Here is a 20,626-nt window from a genome sequence, read left to right as displayed (position 1 = left end):
GCTGGTCAACCAACCGGGGGCGAGATTAAGCAGTGATTATTTCAATCGGGATCAAATGGTGGGGAAATGGTGACCCCATTTTCCTCAATGGGTGACCCCATTTCACACCAAAAACATGGGCAACAAAACGTTTGCTGTTTAACGCGTAACGTTATATCATGCTGCCATGAGCATCCGTTCCTTTGCCTGCAAAAATACTGAAGCTCTATATGAGGGCAAAAGACCGAAGCAGTTTCGCGGTTTCGAGTCCGTAGCCCAACGCAAGTTGCAGATGCTGGACGATGCTGTTGAGCTTCGAGACCTGGCCTCGCCGCCCGGAAACCGGCTTGAGGCCCTCGGCGGCGATCGTAACGGCCAGCACAGCATCCGGATCAACCGGCAATGGCGGATATGCTTTGTCTGGACTCCGGCCGGACCGGAACTGGTAGAAATCACCGATTACCATTGAAACAAGAGGAAAAAATAATGGCTACCAACAAAATGCGGCCGATTCATCCCGGCGAAATTCTGCGGGAAGAGTTCATGGTTCCCTTGGGACTCAGCGCCAGTGCCCTGGCAACGGCTTTGCGCATCAACGCCCCCCGGATCAATGACATCGTGAGGGAGCGCCGGGCCATTACCCCCGACACCGCCATTCGCCTGGCCCGTTATTTCGGCACCACCGCCCAGTTCTGGCTGAACCTGCAAACTTCTTTCGACTTGAAACGGGCTGAGTTGGAAGACGGCAAGCGGATCAGGCAAGAAGTTCAGCCGTTGGCCAAGGCCGCCTGACGGGGGAGGGCAGAGGCGTAAATTGGGGGGCGTGAACGAAATTGGTGACCCCAATTGGCCCAAAAAAAAGCGCGCCCCCGATTGGTTGACCAACCGGGGGCGAGATTAAGCAGTGCTTATTTTAGTCGAGGGAAAATGGGGGAAATGGTGTCTGACCCCATTTCCCTCCATTTCCCTTCTCCTCTTTTGGCCCCATTTGGCCCTTTAGAGAGCCACAAATTTGCCATGACCATCAAGATTGTTATCGGTGTCAATTGCTGCAGCGCCGGGCACCATCGTCGGGTCGAGGTGCTCGCCGGGATCCAGAGTGTCATCGTCGCGGTACATGGCTGAAGAGTCGGCGTCGATCGCGTAAACGGAATCGCCTTGATAGTGTTTTGCCGCCGCAATGAAAGTAACACCCTCACCGGCATTAGTGCCCTCGGAAGTATGGGCAAAAATCTGGACATTGCTGCCCATCACGATGCCCTGCGACCTTTGATCCATCCTGATGAATGCGCCGATCGCAGATGTAAAGGTGCCCATCTCACCGCTCCACAAAACACCAGCCGGGTTAGTACCACCGCCAGCGTTTGCGGCAACCACGCTGTCACTTCCCCGATCGTTTAACGCCGGAGAGGGATCACCATTAGCATCATGGTTAACCGTATAGCCGTACTGGTTCCAGTCGGTGTAGAAGGCCGCCTGGGAGGTGTTGAGGTTACGCAGGTCGCTCATGGCCGAGGAGTTGAAACCCCGGATCCGGTACTGGGCGAACTGGGGGATGGCGATGGCCGCCAGGATGCCGATGATCGCTACTACGATCATCAACTCCACCAGGGTAAAACCCTTTTGTCCTTTCTGATGCATGGTCTGTAACATTGGCTTTTCCTCCATTCTTTCATTCTTTTTTCGGCGGCCAGGCCAACCCGGCCTCTGCCGCCACCATTTAGGGAAATCCCCTCATCTTTTATATCCCCAGCCGGGTTTCGCCCCCGGCAAAGGGCTAGATGCTGTGCACACCCGCTTAAGCACGGGCCGTGCCAAACCACCGGTTTTTTATTTTTTTACTTTGATTACAAGACAATAAGCCCAGAAAGCGTTATCCCCCGCCCCCGATGCGCCAACCACCGCCCTCCCGGACTGACAAAAAAGGGCAACACCGACTGCCTTTTTTTGTCACCAAGGGTTGCCGAGAAAAATATTGACGTTAAAACCTGACTCCGGCTAAGATCGTCGAAGCATCTTTAAGTAAGGCCATTACGGCAACAATCGGTAGCCGGGAATACGGCGTGATCACGTCGTTAAATTTATACCATTACACCGTAAAACAAGGAGGAAAAGATGCTCAAAACCCTACTGCTTACCCTGACCATCCTGTTGTTCTCCGCGGTTACCGCCTGGGCGGCTTTGAATATCAATACCGCCGGCCAGGAACAGCTCCAGGCCCTGCCCGGCATCGGCCCGGCCAAGGCGGCGGCGATCATCGAATACCGCACCGCCAACGGCCCCTTCAACAGCGTTGACGACCTGGCCAAGGTCAAGGGAATCGGCGCTAAAACCCTGGACGGCCTGCGCAACGACCTCTCCGTAGCGGACCAGTAACTCAGTTTCGACCAAAGCCTGCCGGAGCGCCGTTTTCCCGGATCTTAATCACCAACGGCACCGGCACCAAAGGCAAGCGCGAGCTTTGAAGCAAACCGCTTCGTCCACCAATGCGGGCCCGGCCATCGCCCGGCGCCCCTTAAGTCACCACCAGCCCGCTCAGGAACAGCAAAAGACTGCTGCCCAAAAAGGTCACCCCGCTTGCCCTTTTCCGTCACCGCCGCAGGGCGGCTGCCAGCCATGATCTCGCGCAAAAGAAGCAGGATCAGCACTTTACCTGCTCAAAGGGCAACCAGGAGAATTAAGATGCTCCCAACGGCAGCCTGCCATGGTATATTAGGCGGGAACGCCCCTTGCCCGGTGACTTTCCGGCCCACAGGCCACCCGGATGGCGGCGACCACTGGCCAGGTACGGATTTTGCACCTGCTTTAAAGTTGGGCGGGGCTGCGGACAACCAAAAACACGCCGGGGCTTGGCCCGGGATTTGCGCTTGCAACCCGTGACTGCTTGTTTCAGGTCCAACCCCGTGTTACCAGTTACGAGGGCCATTTGCCATGGATGATCGGAAAAACCAGGAAGCGCGGCAAGCCAGTGCCCGGGAGGTCATGGCCGAATGCTTCTGGGGCGACTATCTGCTCACCCCCGAAGAGATCCTGGCCCGGCTGGAACGGAACGACCCCGGCTTTGAGCGTTTTATTTTCTCCAAAATCATCGAAAATAGCCGCCGACCTTCCCGGCATTTGCCCGTTCTGTTCCCGCCGGAAAAGCTCCACCCCATGCTGGAGCGGTACCTGAAGATGTCCGGCGGCAAAAAACGGATCCGGTTGGTGGCCGCCAACCTGACCGGCCGCTATGATCTGGTGCCGGAGCTGCAATGGCAACGATAGACTACAAGGAACTATACCTTTTGCAGGACAAGGTTTTTGCCGCTGTTTCCGGCATGCCCACCGGCTTCTACTTGACGGGCGGAACCTGTCTGCACCGGTTTTATCTGGAAAAAAGATATTCCGACGACATCGATCTTTTCAACAACGACCCGAACCTGTTCAGGGAAGAGGTCAAAATAGTAAGACAGGCCCTGGAACAAGCCGCGCTTTCGCCGGAGATCGTGGTGGATTCCCGCGATTTTGTCCGGCTGATGATCGCCGGAATCCTCAAGCTGGACCTGGTAAACGACCGGGTTTACCGGGTCGGCGGCACTCTCCGCACCCCGGCCGGTCTGGCTCTGGATAATATCGTTAACATCGGAGCCAATAAAGTATGCGCGCTATTGGGGCGGGATGACCCCAAAGATGTTTTCGACCTTTATACGATTTTTCGTCTTCCCGAGGCGGACTGGCCGGAAATCATGGCTGCCGTCGACCGGAAATGCGCCTTTGACCAGGAAACATTACGTTACCGGCTGCAAAGCTTCCCTTTGGAGTTGGTGGAATTGCTGCCGGTGGTCGATCCAGGCTTCGCGCAAGAGTTGCATCGTGACTACAAGACGATGACCGAAAGCCTGCTGAACCTGTCCGCACAACAGTCATAACGGGACGAAACAAAACAAAAATGCTAATTTGGCGGTTTCATAAAAGGATGTTGGGCGCCAAGGGATTCACCCTGGTGGAGTTGGTGGTGGTGTTGGCCATCCTGGGAATCCTGGGGGCCGCGGCCATCCCCCAGGTGATCGGCTCCCTGCCCACCTACCGTCTCCGGGCCGAGGCCCGCGAACTGGTCAGTAATTTCAAAAAGGCCCGGCTGGAGGCGGTGAAACGCAACCGCACCGTGCTGATTCAGTTCACCCTCGGCGAAGGCCCGACCGGCTCCTACCGCATCTTTGTTGATATGGACAACGACAACGTTTACGACCCGGCCATCGATGAAGAGCTGATCAACTGGCCCCTGCGACCGCAAACCGTGCTGGCCGCGACGGACACTCCTTTCACCGACAACCGCGCCGGTTATAATGAGCGCGGCCTGCCCGCGGGCACCGTCAACAACAGGTCAATTGTCCTGCGCACCTCGGACGGCTCCAGGGGTTACGAGCTGACTCTATTAAGTGCCGGCGGCGTCAGACTGGAAGACTTACCTTAATGAAGACAATCTCATGAACTCCGCAAGCCGGCCGGAACAACAAGGCTTCACCCTGGTGGAAGTGATGATCGCCCTGCTGATCGGCGGGGTGGTGATGGCCGCGGTGATGACCACCTTCCGGGTCCAGCACAACACCTACCTGGCCCAGGATCAGGTGGTGGAGATGCAGCAGAATCTCCGGGTAGCCATGGATATGCTGTCCCGGGAAATCCGCAGCGCCGGTTTTGACCCCACCGGGGAGTCCGGGGCCGGCATCGTTGATGCTGACGAGAATCAGTTAAGATTTACCCGGGATCTTGATGCCAGTGGCGGCACCTATATCTCCCCGACCGATACCTTCGAAAACGATCCCTCCGAAAGGATCAGTTACCAGTTAAACGTCAACCCGCCCTCCCTGGGCCGGACAACCGGTAACGGTGTTGTCCCTCAACCGGTGGCGGACAACATTGTGGCGCTGGAATTTCTCTATCTGCTGGCCGACGGGACCACGGTATTGAATCCCGACCCCGCCGACTTCGGCAACATCCGCGGGGTGACGATCTCCATGCTGGCCCGGGCCGCCAACGAGGACCGAAGCCATACCGACAACTTACGCTATTTCCCGGCTTCCAATCCAACCATGGATGAGGATGAATTCTTTTGGGGCCCCTTCGACGACGGCTTCCGGCGCCGCCTGCTGATCCAGACCGTAATGTTCCGCAACCTGGGACTGTGATGACCATGAAGACCAACCGCGCCCAACAAGGCTTCACCTTGATTGAAATCATGATCGCCCTGGTTCTGCTCTCGGTTGGGATCCTGGCCGCGGCCTCCATGCAGATCTCGGCTCTGGGGGGCAATCACCTGGCCAACCGGATCAGCGCCGCCGCCGCTCTGGCCGAAGCAACCATTGAAGAGCTGGCCCTGATCAACGCGCAAAAAATACCCAACCAGATCCCCTATAACGACCACCCATGGCTGGAGGCGAACTCCGACATCGCCGATCTGGCCGCGGCCGAAACCGCCAAGCTGGGTGATACGCCCAACGCCCTGGCGGAGCTGCTGGCCGCGGCCCATCAACCGGACCAGCAACCGGTCGATTTCACGATTTTCTGGAACGTGGTGGAGGATTACCCGCTGCCCGACAGCAAGACCATCCGGGTAACGGTCCTGCGCGACGATCTTGCAACCACCATCGCCAGACGAACGGACTTCGTCATGGACTTTATCATCATGAAACCGTTTTAGGTCGCCATGAAAACAACTTGCCAAAAAACGGGCGACCTCAGCCCACGCCGCGGCAACACCGAAGAGGGGTTCGTGCTGGTGGGGGCCCTGCTGATCATGCTGATCCTGGTGCTGATCGGGATCTCCGCCACCACCTCGACCAATCTGGAAATGCAGATCGCGGGCACCGAGCGGGCCCACGCCGAAGCCTTCACCCAGGCCGATGCCGGCCTGGAGATGGCCACCCTGCTCCTGGAAGAGAATATCGCCTGCGCCGGCTTCTCCGGCCCCGGCGACCGCTTGATCGGCCCGATCCGGGTTTTCGACGACGCCCGGGGTTTTTGGGAGAACCAAGCGGTGTCGCCCAATCCAGGCTGGAGCAACCCGCCTCCCCCAGCGGTGGGGTGGGGCTGGGTGCGGAACTTTCTCGATACCGACCCCGAGCAATGGGAGCCGACCGACTGGATCGACTGGGCCGGCTGGGCTGACTCGGCCGACTTCGTGATGGCGGATCTGCTCCCGGGTGACCCCTGGGACGACCCCCGGCGGGGCACCAGCGTCATGCTGGGAGGGGAAACCAGGCTGGCGGTGGGCGGGGCCATGCAGATGGCGGCGGGCTACGCCGGGGTGGGCAAGGGGGTGGCCGCCGGCGGCGGGGCCGCCCTGGTTTACGACCTCTACGTTCAGCAGCGGGGAGCACGGAACGCCGTAAAACTGCTGGAGGTAAGATGGCGGCACTCCATCGGCCAGGAAGGCAACTGCCGGGATGCCCAGCTTTAAAGGGCCTGCCAGGCCATACCATACTCGGCAAACCATACCCAAAAGAGAGAGGGTAAAAAGATGATCTCCAGGCAACGGACCATAAAGACGGCTTGTGCCATTTTTATTCTGACCCTGTTTGGCCTGCTGCCCAGCCTGGCGGCGGCTGGCTACTGCGACAGCACCAACCCCGACAAGGTGCCCCCCTTCCTCACCCCGGGGGTGGACCCCAACATGCTGCTGATCATCGACAACTCGGCCAGTATGTATGATCTGGCCTACATTGAAGACGCCAGCCTCTGCTATGACGACAGCTACGACCCCGCGGCCAGCTACGCCGGTTATTTCGAGGAAGAGGACTGGTACGCCTACGAAGGGGGCAAATTCGTCGGCAAAAGCGACCTTGAGGCAACCACCATCTGCGGCACCGCCACTCACCGTAAAACCACCGTTACCGGGGCAAACCATATCTGCCTGAAGGAAACCGGCGGAGTTTTCGACGCCCTGGTGACCAAGGGCAAATTCCTCAACTGGGCCGCCGTCTCCAAGCTGGATATCGAAAAACAGATTCTCACCGGCGGCAAATATGTCAGCATCGACTCCACCCTGCAGATGGAGTCCCGGGGCTGCCTGGAGCGCCGTTTTGTCCGCAAAACCAGCTTTACCACCGGCGGTTTCCTGACCCTGGCGGTTCGGCCTCCCACCCCCACCGAACAGATGGATGCAGCCGGCACCGCCACCCGGATCGAAATTTTTCCGGTGACCTCCGACGGCTACGACCACGAAGCCTGCCAGCTGGCCATTGATGAGATGCGCTCTGATGACCCCAAACTGGGAACGATTAAGGGCTATATCGATGAATGCATGGGTTACACCCCGGGTGGCGGCGGCGACGACCCGGAAAGGGCCGCCCGCTCCACCTTCAACCACTCGGTGCAGGATTGCTGGTATATCACCAAACAAGGACTGGACCAGTGGCTGCAAACCTCCACCGGCTCCATCAACCGGATCAAGAACGACTGCGAAAGCATTTACGAGAAAACTCCCATGTCACCCTGGGAGATAACCACCGACCACAGTGGCTATCTCTGCTTTGGCGATTACCGTGAGCCGCCGACGGCCCTCCTTTCGGTGCGCGGCTATGTGGGGCGCTGCTGGAGTACCGGCGACAGTGAAGAGACCCCTTTAGTCTGTGTTTACCGGCAATGCACCGATGAACCGGTATCGGGCGCCAACCCCAGGTGCAGCAACAATGACGGCGTCAATGACGGCTATGTCTACCAGTGCGGCGGCAACTATAATGTCCCCCAGGACAGTTGCAATAAGGAGTGGGAGCGAATTCTGGATTGTACCGGCGGCTTCGACCTGGGCTTTGTCGGCTGGCTGGGGGATCAGTGCGTCCAACAGGGCTTGCTTGATTTCTGTAACCTGATGAACATCCCGGAGGTGGTCGATCCCAGCGATCAGGTGACCGGCCCCGGTGATGCCACCGACGAGTTCTGGAACCTGCCGGCCATGATGGTGGACGCCGGGGTGCTGGAGCAGATGGGTGAGCCATTACTGGTGATGGCCGCCAAAATCGCCCAAAGCGAAGTACCAAGCGGCCTGCTCCAGGAGTTTGCCGCCGACCTGCGAATCGGAGCCATGACCTTCAACCGCGATGGGGCCAAAAGCGAATGTGAGCAGGCCGATCCCTATGTTACCTACCAGTGTGATGACCCCGGCATTCTCGACGGTGGCCGGGTGATCACCCCCCTCGGCAAGGGGGCAACCCACACTGATGATCTGGTGGACGCCATCAACGCCATTGTCGCCGACACCTGGACCCCGCTGGCCGAATCGATGTATAACGCCATCGGCTACTATCTCCAGGACGGATCGATGCGGCTGGCTCCCGGCGATTTCAGCACCGCCGAAGATCCCATCCTTGCCTGGTGCCAACGGAACAATATCCTGTTGATCACCGACGGGGCCCCCACCGCCGACCAGAATCCGGATGTGATCAGTTTTGCCGAATCCCTCAGCTACAACTTGGGCAGCGGTCTCTGTGGGGCCCTGGACGGCAGCACCTACCTGGACGATCTGGCCAGATACGGCCTTTACGGCCTCTCCGCCGATCCGCTGCTGGTCGATCCCGCCTATGCCACACCCGCCGAGATGGCCGACGGGGCAGGGCCGGATAAACGCCGGCCCATCAACACCTACGTGGTGGCGGCGGGCAAATTCCGCGACGAAGGTACGGACAAATGCAACCCCAACGTCCTGCTGGAAGATACCGCCCAAAGCGGCGGCACCACCCTCTTCCGGGCCGAAAACCTCAACGAACTGGAAGGCGCCCTGCGGGCGGCCTTTCTCAGTATCCGAGCCGGAGCGGCAGCGGGTTCGGCGGCCTCGGTTATTTCCGCCACCCGCTCCGGTGAAGGCGCGGTTTACCAGGCCATCTTCTGGCCGGAAAAATATGATTCCGCCGACCCCAGCAACAAAGTCACCTGGGTCGGTGAGGTCCAATCCCTGCTGGTTGACGCCCACGGACGGCTGTTCGAGGACACCAACGGCAATCGCAAGCTTGATCCCCCCTGTGATAATCTCGGCGAACCGGCGGGCTCTTGCGATCGCCAGATCACCGTTTTTTACGATCCCGGCACCGAAACATCCCGGGCCTGCTACGGAATCGTCAAGGATGGCGCCTGTATCGGCCCCGACGGCACCCCCGGAATGGTTGAGGACATTGCCGAGGTCAGCTATCTCTGGAGCGCCAAGGAGTGGCTGGAAAGCATCACCGACGGCGCCGTCACCACCAATCGTCCGGAAGCCCAATATTTGAACGAAAGCGCCACCTACCCGGCCAAACGTTACATCTTCACCTGGCACGACTCCGCCGGCGACGGCATCGTTCACGACAGTGAAGTTCTCGCCTTCGAGGCGAGCACGATCACCGGCAAGGGGGCGACCGTCTACCAGGACCTGGGGGTAAGCAGCGAAACCGAGGCCACGGAGGTGATTAACTGGATCAGGGGGCTGGACCAGAGCGGTTTGCGCCGCCGCCTCCATGACGGCAAAACCTGGCGGCTGGGAGACGTGGTTCATTCAACTCCCACCGTGGTTTCCCGACCCATGGAGGGTTTCCACATGCTGTATCGCGACTCCACCTACGCCGGTTTTGCCCGCCAGTACAACAACCGCCGCCACATGGTCTATTTCGGGGGTAATGACGGCATGCTGCACGCGGTCAACGGCGGCTTCTTCAACGGCGACCAGAACCGGTTCTGCCTGACGCCCAACTGCGAAGAGGATGAAGATGATTTCGCCCTGCCCCTGGGCGCCGAACTCTGGGCCTATGTGCCGTACAACCTCTGGCCCCACCTCAAGTGCCTGACCGAAGAGGAGTATGGCCACAAGTATTACGTGGACCTGGTGCCCCGGATTTTCGATGTACAAATTTTCGATCCCACCGACCCCAACTACCCCGAAGGCTGGGGCACCATCCTGGTGGGCGGCATGCGCTTCGGCGGCGAAAAGGTCAACCTCAACGGTAAAACTTTCGCTTCGGCCTACTTCGTTCTGGATATCACCAATCCGGAAGAGCCCCCCAGGCTGCTGGGGGAGATGACCTACACCGGCAGCGAGGCGGAGATGGGCTTCAGCACCTCGGTGCCCACCATGGTGCCCATGGTGGTTAAGGGGGACAATACCAATACCACCTCCGAATGGTACCTGGTCATCGGCAGCGGCCCCACCACCCTCAAGGGACAAAGCAACCAGGAAGGTCGAGTGGCGGTTGTCGACCTCAAGGCGCTGGTCAACGACGGGATCGCCTTCCGAATTCCCACGACCCCGCCATTGCCTGACCCGGCCCCCCAGATCGGCAGCTTCACCCTGACCGGCCATGATGATTCCTTTGTCTCCGACCTGGTCACCGTCGATTTCGGGCTCAATTACCTGGCCAACGTCGTCTACTTCGGCACGGTCAGCGGCGACTTTGACAATTGGGGGGGCAAGGTTTACCGGCTGGTCACCGACAAAAAGGGAGTCACCGGCGCACAGGAACCCTCCCTGCCCCACGAGTGGCCAGGCTTACTGGCAGGCAAGGGGCTGGATAATCCACTGCCCCTGATCGACGTCGGCCAACCGGTTACCGCCGCCCCGGCCATCTCCTGGGATTACCGCAACTACTGGGTCTACTTCGGTACCGGCCGCCTGTACAACCGCAATGATTACAATGACTATGACCTCTACACCTATTACGGAATCAAGGAACCCTGGGACTGCAACGACAACGATTTCAGCTGGGCAACGGTGGAAAACAAAGATCCCGGCATCAGCGTCGATCCCGGCCAACGGGGGCTGCTGCAGGTTGACCAGATCCGGGTGCTGGCGGATCAGCGGGCTGACCTGGCCGAACTTCAATGCCTGGACGGGATCGATAACTGTCTGCCCACCGGGGTAACGGTTTTCAGCGAGCTGCGGGATTATATCGCCGGCCAGGGCTGCGCCGCCGACGACCCCGCCGACCGGGGCACCGACGGCTGGTACCGGAAATTCCACCGGGCCGGCGAACGCAACCTGGGGCAGGCCACCCTGCTGGGCGGTCTGCTGACCTATTCCGCTTATCTTCCCAGCCTGGATATCTGCGCCGCCGAGGGAAGCTCCGACCTCTACGCCCTCTATTTCCAAACCGGCACCGCCTGGCACCGCCCGATCTTCAAGCGGGAACTGGTGGCGGGGGAAGAGGTTGAATACCAGCAACGGATCGGCCCCGGTCTGGCGGTCAGCCCCAGTCTCCACGTCGGTACCGACACCGGGGCCAAGGCCTTCCTCCAGACCAGTACCGGCGCCATTATCAGCCTGGAGCAACCGGAACTGCCCTTTTCCGATTACCGGACCGGGCGGGAGTGGTGGCGGGAGATCTACCGCAACCTTTTGCCATAAAAAAAGTGGTTAGTTGAGCCCAGCCCCACAGGGAACAGGATATCAGTTTGAGCCATCTCCATGACGCCAATCTCCTGGCCGACCTGCTCTACCGCCGCCGCCTGCTCAATAAGGAGCAGGCGCAAACCCTGCGGGAACGGGCCGAAGGGCAGCTCCAGGCTCTGCGCAAAGCCGGCGGCGGCCGGCGGCGGGCGGCGGCGGCCGGCAGCGACCGCCCGGACCTGCTCGACGCCCTGCTCGCCTTCCATTTCGTCACCGCCGGGGCCGCCGGGGAGACCCTGAGCGAGGAGCTGGTGATCCGGGCGGTGGCCGAGGAGGCCGGCCTCCCCTTCAAAAAACTCGATCCCCTGGAGCTGGACCTGGAGGTGGTCACCAAGACCATCCCCCGCAGTTTCGCGATCAAGCACCTGATCCTGCCGCTGGCCGTGAAGAACGGGGTGCTGGAGGTGGCGATCCACGATCCGGAGAACCGCACCGCCCTGGCCGAGATCGAGCGGGCCAACCAGATGAGGGTGCGGCCCCACCTGGCCACCCGCAGCGATATCCTCAGAATGCTGCAGGAGTTTTTCGGGTTTCAGACCTCCATCTCCGCCGCCGAGGACCACCTGGCCGGGCCCGGGGTCGATCTGGGCAACCTGGAACAGTATGTCCGGGTTTCCGGCTCCGAGGAGGCGGCCTCCACCGACCAGCATATCACCACGGCGGTGGATCATCTCTTCAACTATGCCTTCGAGCAGCGGGCCAGCGATATCCATATCGAACCGAAACGGAACACCAGCCTGGTGCGGCTGCGGATCGACGGCGCCCTGCACACCGTTTACAAGCTGCCCAAGGTGGTACACGCGGCGGTGATCTCCCGGATCAAATCCCTCTCCCGGCTCAATATCGCTGAAAAACGGCGGCCCCAGGATGGCCGGATCAAGATCGACCGGGGCGGCAAGGAGGCCGAGATCCGGGTCTCCACCATCCCGGTGGCCTTCGGCGAGAAGGCGGTGCTGCGGATCCTCGATCCCGATATTTTGTTCCAGAACCTCAAGGAGAGTGGCTTTTCCGACCGGGACTACCAGTGCTACCAGCAGTTGATCCACGCCCCCCACGGGATGATCCTGATCACCGGCCCCACCGGCAGCGGCAAATCCACCACCCTCTACTCCACCCTCAAGGAGATCTCCAACCCGGAGATCAATATCGTGACCATCGAGGATCCGGTGGAGATGGTTCATGAGGATTTCAATCAGATCGCGGTCCAGGCCCAGGTGGGAGTAACTTTTGCCTCGGTGCTGCGCAATATCCTGCGCCAGGACCCCGACGTGATCATGGTGGGTGAAATCCGGGATCATGACACCGCCACCAACGCCATCCAGGCCGCCCTCACCGGCCACCTGGTTTTCTCCACCCTCCATACCAACGACGCGGTCTCCTCCATCACCCGGCTGGTGGACCTGGGGATCCAGCCCTTTCTGGCCGTCTCCACCCTGCTGGGGATCATGGCCCAGCGCCTGGTCCGCCGGATCTGCCCCCATTGCGTAGAGAGCTATCCGGTGGCGCCGGCCGAGCTGCTGGCCCTGGGCCTGCCGCTGACTGAGGAGGATGGCGACGAGATCATCCTGCAGCGGGGCAAGGGCTGCCGAGCCTGCCGCAACACCGGCTACCTGGGGCGCTGCGGCATCTTCGAGGTGTTTGTGATCAGCGACGAGATCCGCCGCCTGATCGCCGCCCAGGCCTCGGAAGCGGAGATTCGGGCCCAGGCCCGCCGGGAGGGGATGATCTCCCTGCGGGAGGATGCCTGGAGCAAGGTGCGATCCGGCGTCACCACCCTGGACGAGGCGCTGCGGGTAACCATTTAACCCCCCGGCCGAACCGATTGCCAGCCACCGGCTTTCGTGGTATTCTCCGCCCCATGAAGAAGAAGGATCCCGGCGGCAAGGTCGTCTGCACCAATAAAAAGGCCTACCACGATTACACCATCGAACAGGTGTTGGAGGCCGGGATGGTGCTGAGCGGACCGGAGGTCAAGTCGCTGCGGGCCGGCAAGGCCAATCTCAAGGACGGCTACGCCCAGGTAAGGCAGGGTGAGGTTTTTTTGTACAACGTCCATATTTCGCCCTATGTCTTTGCCACCCACTACTCGCCGGACCCCCTGCGCCCCCGCAAACTGCTGCTTAATCGCAAGGAGATCAGCAAACTGATCGGCAAGGTCAAGGAGCAGGGCTGCACCCTGGTGCCGCTGAAGGTCTACTTCAACGAGAAGGGGAAGGCCAAGCTCTCCCTGGGGCTGGCCCGGGGCAAAAAGCATTATGACAAACGGGAAAGCCTGAAAAAACAGGAGGCGGACCGGGATATGGAGCGGGTCATGCGCCGCCGGCGGGATTGAGCCTGGAATAATCGCGGGAACTAATCGCTCCCGCGGGTGTCTTATAAACCAGTTGGTCAGATAAATTAAAAATCAAAGCAAAGGGGGCGAAACGGATTCGACGGGGATATATAAGCACAGGTTGCATGCCGAGGTTTCCATCCACCTCGTAAAACCGGTGGAACTAAATATAGTCGCAGACGACTATGCATACGCAGTAGCCGCCTAGAAAGCGAGCGCTGCCGTCCGGCTGAACAGCTCCCGCGGGTTCAGCAACGGGCGTCGACTAGCGGGATAGTCTTCCGGGAGGGCCTGTGGCCCGGCGGCGAATTTCAAGCAGGATAGTGGCGAATATTTCAGGTCCTGGGGGAATATCGGCACGATAAACAATAACACAGGGCTAAGCATGTAGACGCTTGCGGCGGAGTATTTCCGGACCCGGGTTCAACTCCCGGCGCCTCCACCATTTAGAAAAGACAAACCCGTCCACTAACCACGTCCGGTTGGTGGACGGGTTTTGTTTTTCTGCGTATTGTCAGCGACTTACGCCGATTTCAGGGTGTCGGCGCTGCCGCCCTGATCACTCCCTTTTCGGGAAACTTGTCACACCCCGTTTCTCTTTCGCCTCAAAATTCTCCGCATTCTTACTCCCATTCTCCGGACCTCGTCCGGTGTCCTGCATTTTTTTCTGCAACCGCTGCTCGGCGATCTCGTCGGCAAACTGGTTGATACTCTTCAAGATTCCGTCAAACAGGTCATTGATGTCCATGGTCGATCGCTCCTCGTTGTGGTTTATGCCCTTACTTACCGGAGAGACGGAGAAAGTGTCGGGCGTCGGGTGAAATTTTTTCGTGCTGGCCTTCTGAGGGTTACTTACCGGGTGGCGTTGGGATGTGTCGGAGAATTCTGAAATAACCGCCGACTTTCATCTTTCCACATGCGTTGTCACCTGCTATATTGAGGACCGTAATTGTACGTTGGGCAAAATACGTTCGCTTGCCGCCCGTGAATTGGTGGCGCACCAGGAATTGAGGCAAACCGATATGGCAAAGGCACCGGAAAATTTTGCGGAGACGGTCAAAGAGGTCCGCCAGCAACTGGGGCTGAGCCAGGAAGAGCTGGCTCACGAGCTGGGCGTGAGCTTTTCCACGATCAACCGCTGGGAAAACAGCAAGACGGTTCCCTTCAAACTGGCGCGAAGGCAATTCGAAGCTTTTTGTGAGCGGATGAAAAAACAAGGGAAGTTGGCCTGATGAATAAGAAACAACTTTCCGAGCGCGATATCTGCACGAAGTACATCACCCCTGCCCTGGAGAAGGCGGGCTGGGATGTCACGACCCAAATTCGTGAAGAGTTTCCTCTCACGAAGGGCCGCATCATCGTGCGTGGCAAGCTGCATACCCGGGCCAAGCACAAGCGTGCCGATTATGTCCTGTTTTACAAGCCGAACATCCCCATTGCCATTATCGAGGCCAAGGACAACAACCACACTGTTGGCGACGGCATGCAACAGGCGTTGGGTTACGCTGACATGCTGCAAGTGCCTTTTGTATTCAGCTCCAACGGCGACGGCTTTCTGTTCCACAATAAGATTGCCTTGGACGGCATTGTCGAACATGAACTTGCCCTCCACGAATTCCCCACTGCGGAAACTCTATGGCAATGGTGGGCGCAGCACCGTGGCCTGAACGATCAGCAGAATGCACTGGTCACGCAGGATTATTTCAGCGACGGCAGCGATAAAAGTCCGCGCTATTACCAACTGCTGGCCATCAACAAAACCATCGAGGCGATAGCGCGGGGCCAGAATCGTATTCTGCTGGTGATGGCTACCGGTACCGGCAAGACCTTCACCGCCTTCCAGATTATCTGGCGGCTGTGGAAGTCCAAGGCAAAGAAACGCATCCTGTTTCTTGCCGACCGCAACATCCTGGTCGACCAGACCATGACCAACGACTTCAAGCCGTTCGGTTCGGCCATGACCAAGATCCAGAAGCGGCAGGCCAACAAGTCCTACGAGATTTACCTTTCCCTCTATCAGGCCGTCACGGGCAACGAAGAAGAGAAAAACATCTACCGGCAGTTCAGTCCCGATTTTTTCGACCTCATCGTCATTGATGAATGCCATCGAGGCAGCGCGGCCGCCGATTCGGCCTGGCGTGAAATCCTCGAATACTTCACCTCCGCCACCCAGATCGGCCTTACCGCCACGCCCAAGGAGACCAAAGAAGTCTCCAACATCGACTACTTTGGCGACCCCATCTATACCTACAGCCTCCGGCAGGGCATCGACGACGGTTTCCTTGCCCCCTACAAGGTCGTGCGCATCGATCTCGACCGGGACTTGACCGGTTGGCGGCCCGACAAGGGCATGATCGACAAGTACGGCAACGAGATCGAAGACCGTATCTACAACCAGAAGGATTTCGACAAGACCCTGGTCCTTGAACAGCGCACCCGGCTGGTAGCAAAAAAGATCACCGAGTTCCTCAGACAGACCAACCGCTTCGACAAAGCCATCGTCTTCTGTGAAAACATTGACCATGCCGAACGCATGCGCCAGGCTCTGGTCAATGAAAACGCCGACCTGGTGGCACAGAACAGCAAATATGTCATGCGCATCACCGGCGACAACGAGGAAGGCAAGGCCGAGTTGGACAACTTCATCTTCCCGGAGAGCAAATATCCGGTTATTGCCACCACCTCCAAGCTGATGACCACCGGCATCGACGCCCAAACCTGCAAACTCATCGTGCTCGACCAGCGCATTCAGTCCATGACCGAGTTCAAGCAGATCATCGGGCGCGGCACCCGTATCAACGAAGATTACGGCAAGTACTACTTCACCATCATCGACTTCAAAAAGGCCACCGAGCTGTTTGCCGATCCTGATTTCGACGGCGACCCGGTGCAGATTTACGAACCCAGCGGGGATCAGTCACCGGTGCCGCCGGATGTTCCCGTTGATCCCGAAGTTGGCGGTGGCGTCACCTACCCGGAACCCGGAGAGGACCAGGGTTGGACCGGCGTCGCTGAACCCGGCCCAGGAGAGGAAGGCGGCATTCGCCGTTACGTAGTGGAGGGTGTCGAGGTCAGGGTCGCCGCCGAGCGCGTCCAGTATTTCGACGCCAACGGCAAGCTGATCACCGAATCCCTCAAGGATTACACCCGCAAGGCCCTGGCCAGGGAGTACGCCAGCCTCGACGATTTCCTCCGCCGCTGGAGCAGCACCGAGAAGAAGCAGGCCATCATCGACGAGCTGTCAGAACAGGGAGTGTTCTTCGATGCCCTTGCCGATGAGATCGGGCGGCAATCCGGCAAAGCCTTCGATCCCTTCGATCTGGTCTGCCATGTCGCCTGGGATATGCCGCCCCTCACCCGCAAGGAGCGGGCGGAACAGGTGAAGAAGCGCAACTACTTCACCCGCTACGGAGAGCAGGCCCGCCGAGTGCTGGAGGCCCTGCTCGATAAGTACGCCGATGAAGGCGTGGCCCATATCGAAGAGACGCAGATTCTCACCATTGCCCCCTTTACCGATTTCGGTACCCCGATGGAAATCATCCGCGTCTTTGGTGGGCTGGATCAGTATCAGCAGGCTGTCAACGACCTGGAACAGGCCCTCTATAGCGCCTGACAAAAAGAACTGGAGTAAAACTACTATGTCACTCACCACCCTGATCAAAGCCATTCAGGACATCATGCGCAAGGATGTCGGCGTCGATGGCGACGCTCAGCGCATCAGCCAGATGGTCTGGCTGATTTTCCTGAAGATCTTCGACGACAAGGAGCAAGAGTGGCAGCTCACCGTCCCAGACTACAAGTCGCCGCTGCCCAGCCGTTTCCGCTGGTCCAGCTGGGCCAAGAACCCCGAGGGGATGACCGGTGAGGAGCTGATCGACTTCGTCAACAACGACCTTTTCCCGGCGCTCAAGAAACTGGCCACCGCCGCCGGTGTTTCGCCCCATGGCAAGGTGGTCGGTTCGGTCTTCGAGGACGCCTACAACTACATGAAATCCGGCACCCTGCTGCGCCAGGTGATCAACACCATCGAAGAGGATGTGGACTTCAACAAATCCGGCGACCGTCACCTGTTCAACGACATATACGAAAAGATTCTTTCTGACCTGCAATCCGCCGGTAATGCGGGCGAATACTACACCCCCCGCGCCGTCACCCGGTTCATGGTCGACATGCTCGACCCGCAGCTCGGGCAATCCATTCTTGACCCAGCCTGCGGCACCGGCGGCTTTCTCACCTGCGCCATCGAGCATCTGAACAAGCAGGTCAAGACAGCCGACGACCGCAAGCGCCTGCAGGAGTCTATTCACGGCGTGGAGAAGAAACCCCTGCCGCACATGCTGGCCATGACCAACATGATGCTGCACGGCATCGACGTGCCCACCAACGTCCGCCACGACAACACCCTGAGTCGACCGCTCAAGGATTACTCCCCCCGCGATCGGGTGGATCTGATCATCACCAATCCGCCCTTCGGCGGCATGGAAGAAGACGGCATCGAGAACAACTTCCCGCGCAAGTACCAGACTCGCGAAACCGCCGACCTGTTCATGGCGCTGATCATGCACCTGCTTAAACACGACACCGGCAAGGCAGCCGTGGTGCTGCCCGACGGCTTTCTGTTCGGCGAGGGTACCAAGACCAACCTCAAGCGCGAGTTGCTTACGGAGTTCAACCTGCACACCATCGTGCGTCTGCCCAAGGGCGTGTTCAGCCCCTACACCAGCATCGCCACCAACATCCTCTTTTTCGAGAAGGGCGGGCCGACCAAAGAGGTCTGGTTCTTCGCGCACCCGTATCCCGAGGGCTACAAGTCCTACTCCCGCTCCAAGCCCCTGACCATCGCTGAGTTCGATCTCGAAAAGGCCTGGTGGGGCGGAGCCGAGCGCAAGGGGCGCAAGGTCACCGAGCAGGCCTGGAAGGTCTCGGCCAAGGAGCTAATCGCACGCAACTACAACCTGGACTGCAAGAACCCCCACGAGGTGGAGGTCAACCACCGCGATCCGGAAGAGTTGATGGCCGAGTATCAGCAGATCGTCCACCAGCTCGATGCGGCGCAGGCAGCCTTGAAGGCCGAGTTGATGGCCTGCCTGGGGGGTAAGGCATGAGCAGGAAAGACTCGAATCTGCCGACTCGACAGGATGAACAGTCCGAAATCCTGCTCTATCAGACCGAAGACGGCCGCATCCGACTCGAAACCCGGCTGCAGGACGAAACGGTTTGGCTTACCCAGGATCAGATGTCTACGCTTTTCGACAAGGCCAAGTCCACGATTAACGAGCACATCAAGAACATCTTTACCGAGGGCGAGCTGATCCCCGAGAAGGTGATGAGAAAAATCGGAATTTCCGAATTTTCCACCAAGCCGACCAATTTCTACAACCTGGACGTGATTATTTCCGTTGGTTACCGCGTCAAGTCCCTGCGCGGCACGCAGTTTCGCATCTGGGCCACCCAGCGGCTCCGGGAGTACATCGTCAAGGGCTTCGCCATGGACGATGAACGCCTCAAGAAGGCGGGCGGCGGCAGCTATTTCGACGAGCTGCTGGCCCGCATCCGCGACATTCGCTCCTCGGAAAAGGTTTTCTGGCGCAAGGTGCTGGATATCTACGCCACCAGCATCGACTACGACCCGAAATCCGACGTCTCCCGCGAGTTTTTCAAAATCATCCAGAACAAGATGCACTGGGCCGCCCACGGACAGACCGCCGCCGAGGTTATCTACAGCCGGGTCGATGCCACCCAACCCAACATAGGTATGACCAACTGGGTGGGCTCGCGCATCAGTAAGAATGAGACCGAGATCGCCAAGAACTACCTGACTGCCGAAGAACTGGATCTGCTTAACCGCATCGTCACTCTCTATCTCGATTTCGCCGAGCTGCAGGCCATTCAGCGCAAGGCCATGACCATGCGCGACTGGATCGGCAAGCTCGATGACTTCCTTAAGCTCTCAGGCCGCGACATCCTCACCCATGCCGGAAAGATCAGCCACGACAAGGCATTGCGCAAGGCCCATGAGGAATTTGAAAAATTCCATGTCCGGCAACTGGAAGAGCCGACCGAGGTGGAGAAACACTTTGTCGAGGCGGAGGCCGAACTGAAGAAAATCGAAGCGACGCGCAAGAAGGAGGACAAGAAATGACAGAGGCCATTCGCAACCTTCTGGAAGAGTATTTCGATACTGCCTTTGCAGCTCCTGACGGTATCGCCAAACTGCGCGAGCTGATTTTGACTCTGGCCATGCAGGGTAAGCTGGTTGCCCAGGACCCGAAGGATCCGTCTGCCTCGGAACTACTGAAAGAGATCGAGGCCGAAAAACAGCGGCTGGTGAAGGCGGGCAAAATCAAGAAGCCCAAACCCCTGCCGCCCATCAAACCGGAGGAAGTGCCCTATCAACTGCCTCAGGGGTGGGCGTGGGTGAGGCTACCAGAATGTTATTTCGGGATAGGTAACAAATCGAATCAAATCCAGACTAAGGATTATCGAGAGAGTGGGCAGTTCCCCGTTGTTGACCAAGGGAAAAACTTCATTACTGGCTACAATGACGATGGGTCAAAGTTGCTCCACATTGATCGTCCTGTCATTGTATTCGGTGATCACACAAAAAATATTAAATTCATAGACTTTGATTTCATCATCGGAGCTGATGGAGTAAAAGTCCTTTGCCCATTCAAAGCTGTATTAACCAAGTTTCTCTACCGTCTTATTCAATCATTTGATCTAACAGATCGGGGATATGCCCGGCATTTCAAAGTGCTGAATGAAAAATTTGCACCGCTCCCCCCCCTCCCCGAACAACATCGCATCGTTACCCGCATAGATCAGTTGATGGCCCGCTGCGATGAGCTGGAAAAACTGCGCGCAGCCGCCACTGCTCAACAAACAGAACTGCTCAACTTCGTGATGGCTCAGGTATAGGGAGATGC

Annotated in this window: 19 protein-coding genes, 1 other RNA gene and 1 pseudogene; 18 read left to right on the top strand and 3 right to left on the bottom strand. The window is 58.7% G+C overall.

Annotation, left to right across the window (positions count from 1 at the left end; all coding sequences use genetic code 11):
• Window positions 1–166: 166 nt before the first annotated feature.
• Together ACHHRT_RS09895 and ACHHRT_RS09890 are read left to right on the top strand one after the other, a co-directional pair.
• Window positions 167–448: a type II toxin-antitoxin system RelE/ParE family toxin gene (locus tag ACHHRT_RS09895; protein ID WP_395499607.1), complete on the top strand. Its 282-nt coding sequence runs from the start codon at window positions 167–169 to the stop codon at window positions 446–448.
• 17 nt (window positions 449–465) lie between these two features.
• Window positions 466–771, top strand: coding sequence for a HigA family addiction module antitoxin (locus ACHHRT_RS09890; protein ID WP_395499606.1), 306 nt, complete (start codon window positions 466–468; stop codon window positions 769–771).
• A 749-nt stretch (window positions 772–1,520) separates the two neighbouring features.
• Here the strand turns inward: ACHHRT_RS09890 and ACHHRT_RS09885 are convergent.
• A pseudogene (locus ACHHRT_RS09885) lies at window positions 1,521–1,620 on the bottom strand (prepilin-type N-terminal cleavage/methylation domain-containing protein); the annotation flags it as partial.
• A gap of 474 nt (window positions 1,621–2,094) precedes the next feature.
• Between ACHHRT_RS09885 and ACHHRT_RS09880 the strand changes: the two are divergent.
• On the top strand, window positions 2,095–2,355 hold the full coding sequence (locus ACHHRT_RS09880) for a ComEA family DNA-binding protein (protein ID WP_395499605.1): 261 nt from the start codon (window positions 2,095–2,097) through the stop codon (window positions 2,353–2,355).
• Window positions 2,356–2,399: 44 nt separating this feature from the next.
• Here the strand turns inward: ACHHRT_RS09880 and ACHHRT_RS09875 are convergent, their stop codons facing one another.
• Entirely contained in the window at window positions 2,400–2,627 is a 228-nt protein-coding gene (locus ACHHRT_RS09875) for a hypothetical protein (protein ID WP_395499604.1), read from the bottom strand.
• 283 nt (window positions 2,628–2,910) lie between these two features.
• Here ACHHRT_RS09875 and ACHHRT_RS09870 point away from each other — a divergent pair, with 283 nt between their 5' ends.
• The 10 genes from ACHHRT_RS09870 (at window position 2,911) to ssrA (ending at window position 14,145) form a co-directional block, all read left to right on the top strand.
• On the top strand, window positions 2,911–3,243 hold the full coding sequence (locus ACHHRT_RS09870; RefSeq protein ID WP_395499603.1) for a hypothetical protein: 333 nt from the start codon (window positions 2,911–2,913) through the stop codon (window positions 3,241–3,243).
• Window positions 3,231–3,887 carry a nucleotidyl transferase AbiEii/AbiGii toxin family protein gene (locus tag ACHHRT_RS09865; protein WP_395499602.1) on the top strand — a complete coding sequence of 219 codons (657 nt, stop codon included), beginning with the start codon at window positions 3,231–3,233 and terminating at the stop codon, window positions 3,885–3,887. The genes ACHHRT_RS09870 and ACHHRT_RS09865 overlap by 13 nt, the downstream gene beginning before the upstream one ends.
• Before the next feature lie 47 nt (window positions 3,888–3,934).
• Window positions 3,935–4,432, top strand: a complete 498-nt coding sequence (locus tag ACHHRT_RS09860) for a GspH/FimT family pseudopilin (RefSeq protein ID WP_395499601.1) — start codon at window positions 3,935–3,937, stop codon at window positions 4,430–4,432.
• Window positions 4,433–4,445: 13 nt separating this feature from the next.
• Window positions 4,446–5,147, top strand: coding sequence for a prepilin-type N-terminal cleavage/methylation domain-containing protein (locus ACHHRT_RS09855; RefSeq protein ID WP_395499600.1), 702 nt, complete (start codon window positions 4,446–4,448; stop codon window positions 5,145–5,147).
• Window positions 5,148–5,152: 5 nt separating this feature from the next.
• Window positions 5,153–5,659, top strand: a complete 507-nt coding sequence (locus ACHHRT_RS09850; RefSeq protein WP_395499599.1) for a type IV pilus modification PilV family protein — start codon at window positions 5,153–5,155, stop codon at window positions 5,657–5,659.
• Between the two features lie 6 nt (window positions 5,660–5,665).
• Window positions 5,666–6,418, top strand: coding sequence for a PilX N-terminal domain-containing pilus assembly protein (locus tag ACHHRT_RS09845; RefSeq protein WP_395499598.1), 753 nt, complete (start codon window positions 5,666–5,668; stop codon window positions 6,416–6,418).
• 60 nt (window positions 6,419–6,478) lie between these two features.
• Window positions 6,479–11,326, top strand: coding sequence for a pilus assembly protein (locus ACHHRT_RS09840; protein ID WP_395499597.1), 4,848 nt, complete (start codon window positions 6,479–6,481; stop codon window positions 11,324–11,326).
• A gap of 47 nt (window positions 11,327–11,373) precedes the next feature.
• Window positions 11,374–13,173 carry a GspE/PulE family protein gene (locus ACHHRT_RS09835; protein ID WP_395499596.1) on the top strand — a complete coding sequence of 600 codons (1,800 nt, stop codon included), beginning with the start codon at window positions 11,374–11,376 and terminating at the stop codon, window positions 13,171–13,173.
• 53 nt (window positions 13,174–13,226) lie between these two features.
• Window positions 13,227–13,700, top strand: coding sequence for an SsrA-binding protein SmpB (smpB, locus tag ACHHRT_RS09830; RefSeq protein WP_395499595.1), 474 nt, complete (start codon window positions 13,227–13,229; stop codon window positions 13,698–13,700).
• 82 nt (window positions 13,701–13,782) lie between these two features.
• Window positions 13,783–14,145: a transfer-messenger RNA gene (ssrA, locus tag ACHHRT_RS09825) on the top strand.
• 114 nt (window positions 14,146–14,259) lie between these two features.
• Here ssrA and ACHHRT_RS09820 read toward each other — a convergent pair.
• Window positions 14,260–14,448, bottom strand: coding sequence for a hypothetical protein (locus tag ACHHRT_RS09820; protein ID WP_395499594.1), 189 nt, complete (start codon window positions 14,446–14,448; stop codon window positions 14,260–14,262).
• Window positions 14,449–14,722: 274 nt separating this feature from the next.
• On the opposite strand from ACHHRT_RS09820, the gene ACHHRT_RS09815 reads away from it, so the two are divergent.
• From ACHHRT_RS09815 to ACHHRT_RS09795, 5 genes are read left to right on the top strand one after another with little or no spacing between them, the layout of a single operon-like run.
• Window positions 14,723–14,932 carry a helix-turn-helix domain-containing protein gene (locus ACHHRT_RS09815; RefSeq protein ID WP_011368359.1) on the top strand — a complete coding sequence of 70 codons (210 nt, stop codon included), beginning with the start codon at window positions 14,723–14,725 and terminating at the stop codon, window positions 14,930–14,932.
• Window positions 14,932–17,313 (top strand): EcoAI/FtnUII family type I restriction enzme subunit R, encoded by a 2,382-nt coding sequence (hsdR, locus tag ACHHRT_RS09810; RefSeq protein ID WP_395499593.1) that lies wholly within the window; start codon window positions 14,932–14,934, stop codon window positions 17,311–17,313. The genes ACHHRT_RS09815 and hsdR overlap by 1 nt, the downstream gene beginning before the upstream one ends.
• A gap of 25 nt (window positions 17,314–17,338) precedes the next feature.
• Window positions 17,339–18,805 carry a type I restriction-modification system subunit M gene (locus ACHHRT_RS09805; protein ID WP_395499592.1) on the top strand — a complete coding sequence of 489 codons (1,467 nt, stop codon included), beginning with the start codon at window positions 17,339–17,341 and terminating at the stop codon, window positions 18,803–18,805.
• Window positions 18,802–19,842: a virulence RhuM family protein gene (gene rhuM / locus ACHHRT_RS09800; RefSeq protein ID WP_395499591.1), complete on the top strand. Its 1,041-nt coding sequence runs from the start codon at window positions 18,802–18,804 to the stop codon at window positions 19,840–19,842. The genes ACHHRT_RS09805 and rhuM overlap by 4 nt, the downstream gene beginning before the upstream one ends.
• On the top strand, window positions 19,839–20,618 hold the full coding sequence (locus ACHHRT_RS09795; RefSeq protein ID WP_395499590.1) for a restriction endonuclease subunit S: 780 nt from the start codon (window positions 19,839–19,841) through the stop codon (window positions 20,616–20,618). The genes rhuM and ACHHRT_RS09795 overlap by 4 nt, the downstream gene beginning before the upstream one ends.
• Window positions 20,619–20,626 lie beyond the last annotated feature (8 nt).

The organism is Desulfurivibrio modestus (assembly GCF_044068625.1).
Classification (GTDB): Bacteria; Desulfobacterota; Desulfobulbia; order Desulfobulbales; family Desulfurivibrionaceae; genus Desulfurivibrio.
Note: the sequence above shows the minus strand (reverse complement) of the source record. Positions and strands in the feature narration are given on the sequence as shown.

Bases quoted from the DNA above. Each gene is read 5' to 3' on its own strand.
- ACHHRT_RS09795 (WP_395499590.1), top strand. From the start codon at position 19,839: ATGACAGAGGCCATTCGCAACCTTCTGGAAGAGTATTTCGATACTGCC.
- ACHHRT_RS09855 (WP_395499600.1), top strand. From the start codon at position 4,446: ATGAACTCCGCAAGCCGGCCGGAACAACAAGGCTTCACCCTGGTGGAA.
- ACHHRT_RS09815 (WP_011368359.1), top strand. From the start codon at position 14,723: ATGGCAAAGGCACCGGAAAATTTTGCGGAGACGGTCAAAGAGGTCCGC.
- ACHHRT_RS09860 (WP_395499601.1), top strand. From the start codon at position 3,935: ATGTTGGGCGCCAAGGGATTCACCCTGGTGGAGTTGGTGGTGGTGTTG.
- ACHHRT_RS09865 (WP_395499602.1), top strand. From the start codon at position 3,231: ATGGCAACGATAGACTACAAGGAACTATACCTTTTGCAGGACAAGGTT.
- ACHHRT_RS09840 (WP_395499597.1), top strand. From the start codon at position 6,479: ATGATCTCCAGGCAACGGACCATAAAGACGGCTTGTGCCATTTTTATT.
- hsdR (WP_395499593.1), top strand. From the start codon at position 14,932: ATGAATAAGAAACAACTTTCCGAGCGCGATATCTGCACGAAGTACATC.
- smpB (WP_395499595.1), top strand. From the start codon at position 13,227: ATGAAGAAGAAGGATCCCGGCGGCAAGGTCGTCTGCACCAATAAAAAG.
- ACHHRT_RS09805 (WP_395499592.1), top strand. From the start codon at position 17,339: ATGTCACTCACCACCCTGATCAAAGCCATTCAGGACATCATGCGCAAG.
- rhuM (WP_395499591.1), top strand. From the start codon at position 18,802: ATGAGCAGGAAAGACTCGAATCTGCCGACTCGACAGGATGAACAGTCC.
- ACHHRT_RS09880 (WP_395499605.1), top strand. From the start codon at position 2,095: ATGCTCAAAACCCTACTGCTTACCCTGACCATCCTGTTGTTCTCCGCG.
- ACHHRT_RS09845 (WP_395499598.1), top strand. From the start codon at position 5,666: ATGAAAACAACTTGCCAAAAAACGGGCGACCTCAGCCCACGCCGCGGC.
- ACHHRT_RS09890 (WP_395499606.1), top strand. From the start codon at position 466: ATGGCTACCAACAAAATGCGGCCGATTCATCCCGGCGAAATTCTGCGG.
- ACHHRT_RS09870 (WP_395499603.1), top strand. From the start codon at position 2,911: ATGGATGATCGGAAAAACCAGGAAGCGCGGCAAGCCAGTGCCCGGGAG.
- ACHHRT_RS09850 (WP_395499599.1), top strand. From the start codon at position 5,153: ATGAAGACCAACCGCGCCCAACAAGGCTTCACCTTGATTGAAATCATG.
- ACHHRT_RS09895 (WP_395499607.1), top strand. From the start codon at position 167: ATGAGCATCCGTTCCTTTGCCTGCAAAAATACTGAAGCTCTATATGAG.
- ACHHRT_RS09820 (WP_395499594.1), bottom strand. From the start codon at position 14,448: ATGGACATCAATGACCTGTTTGACGGAATCTTGAAGAGTATCAACCAG.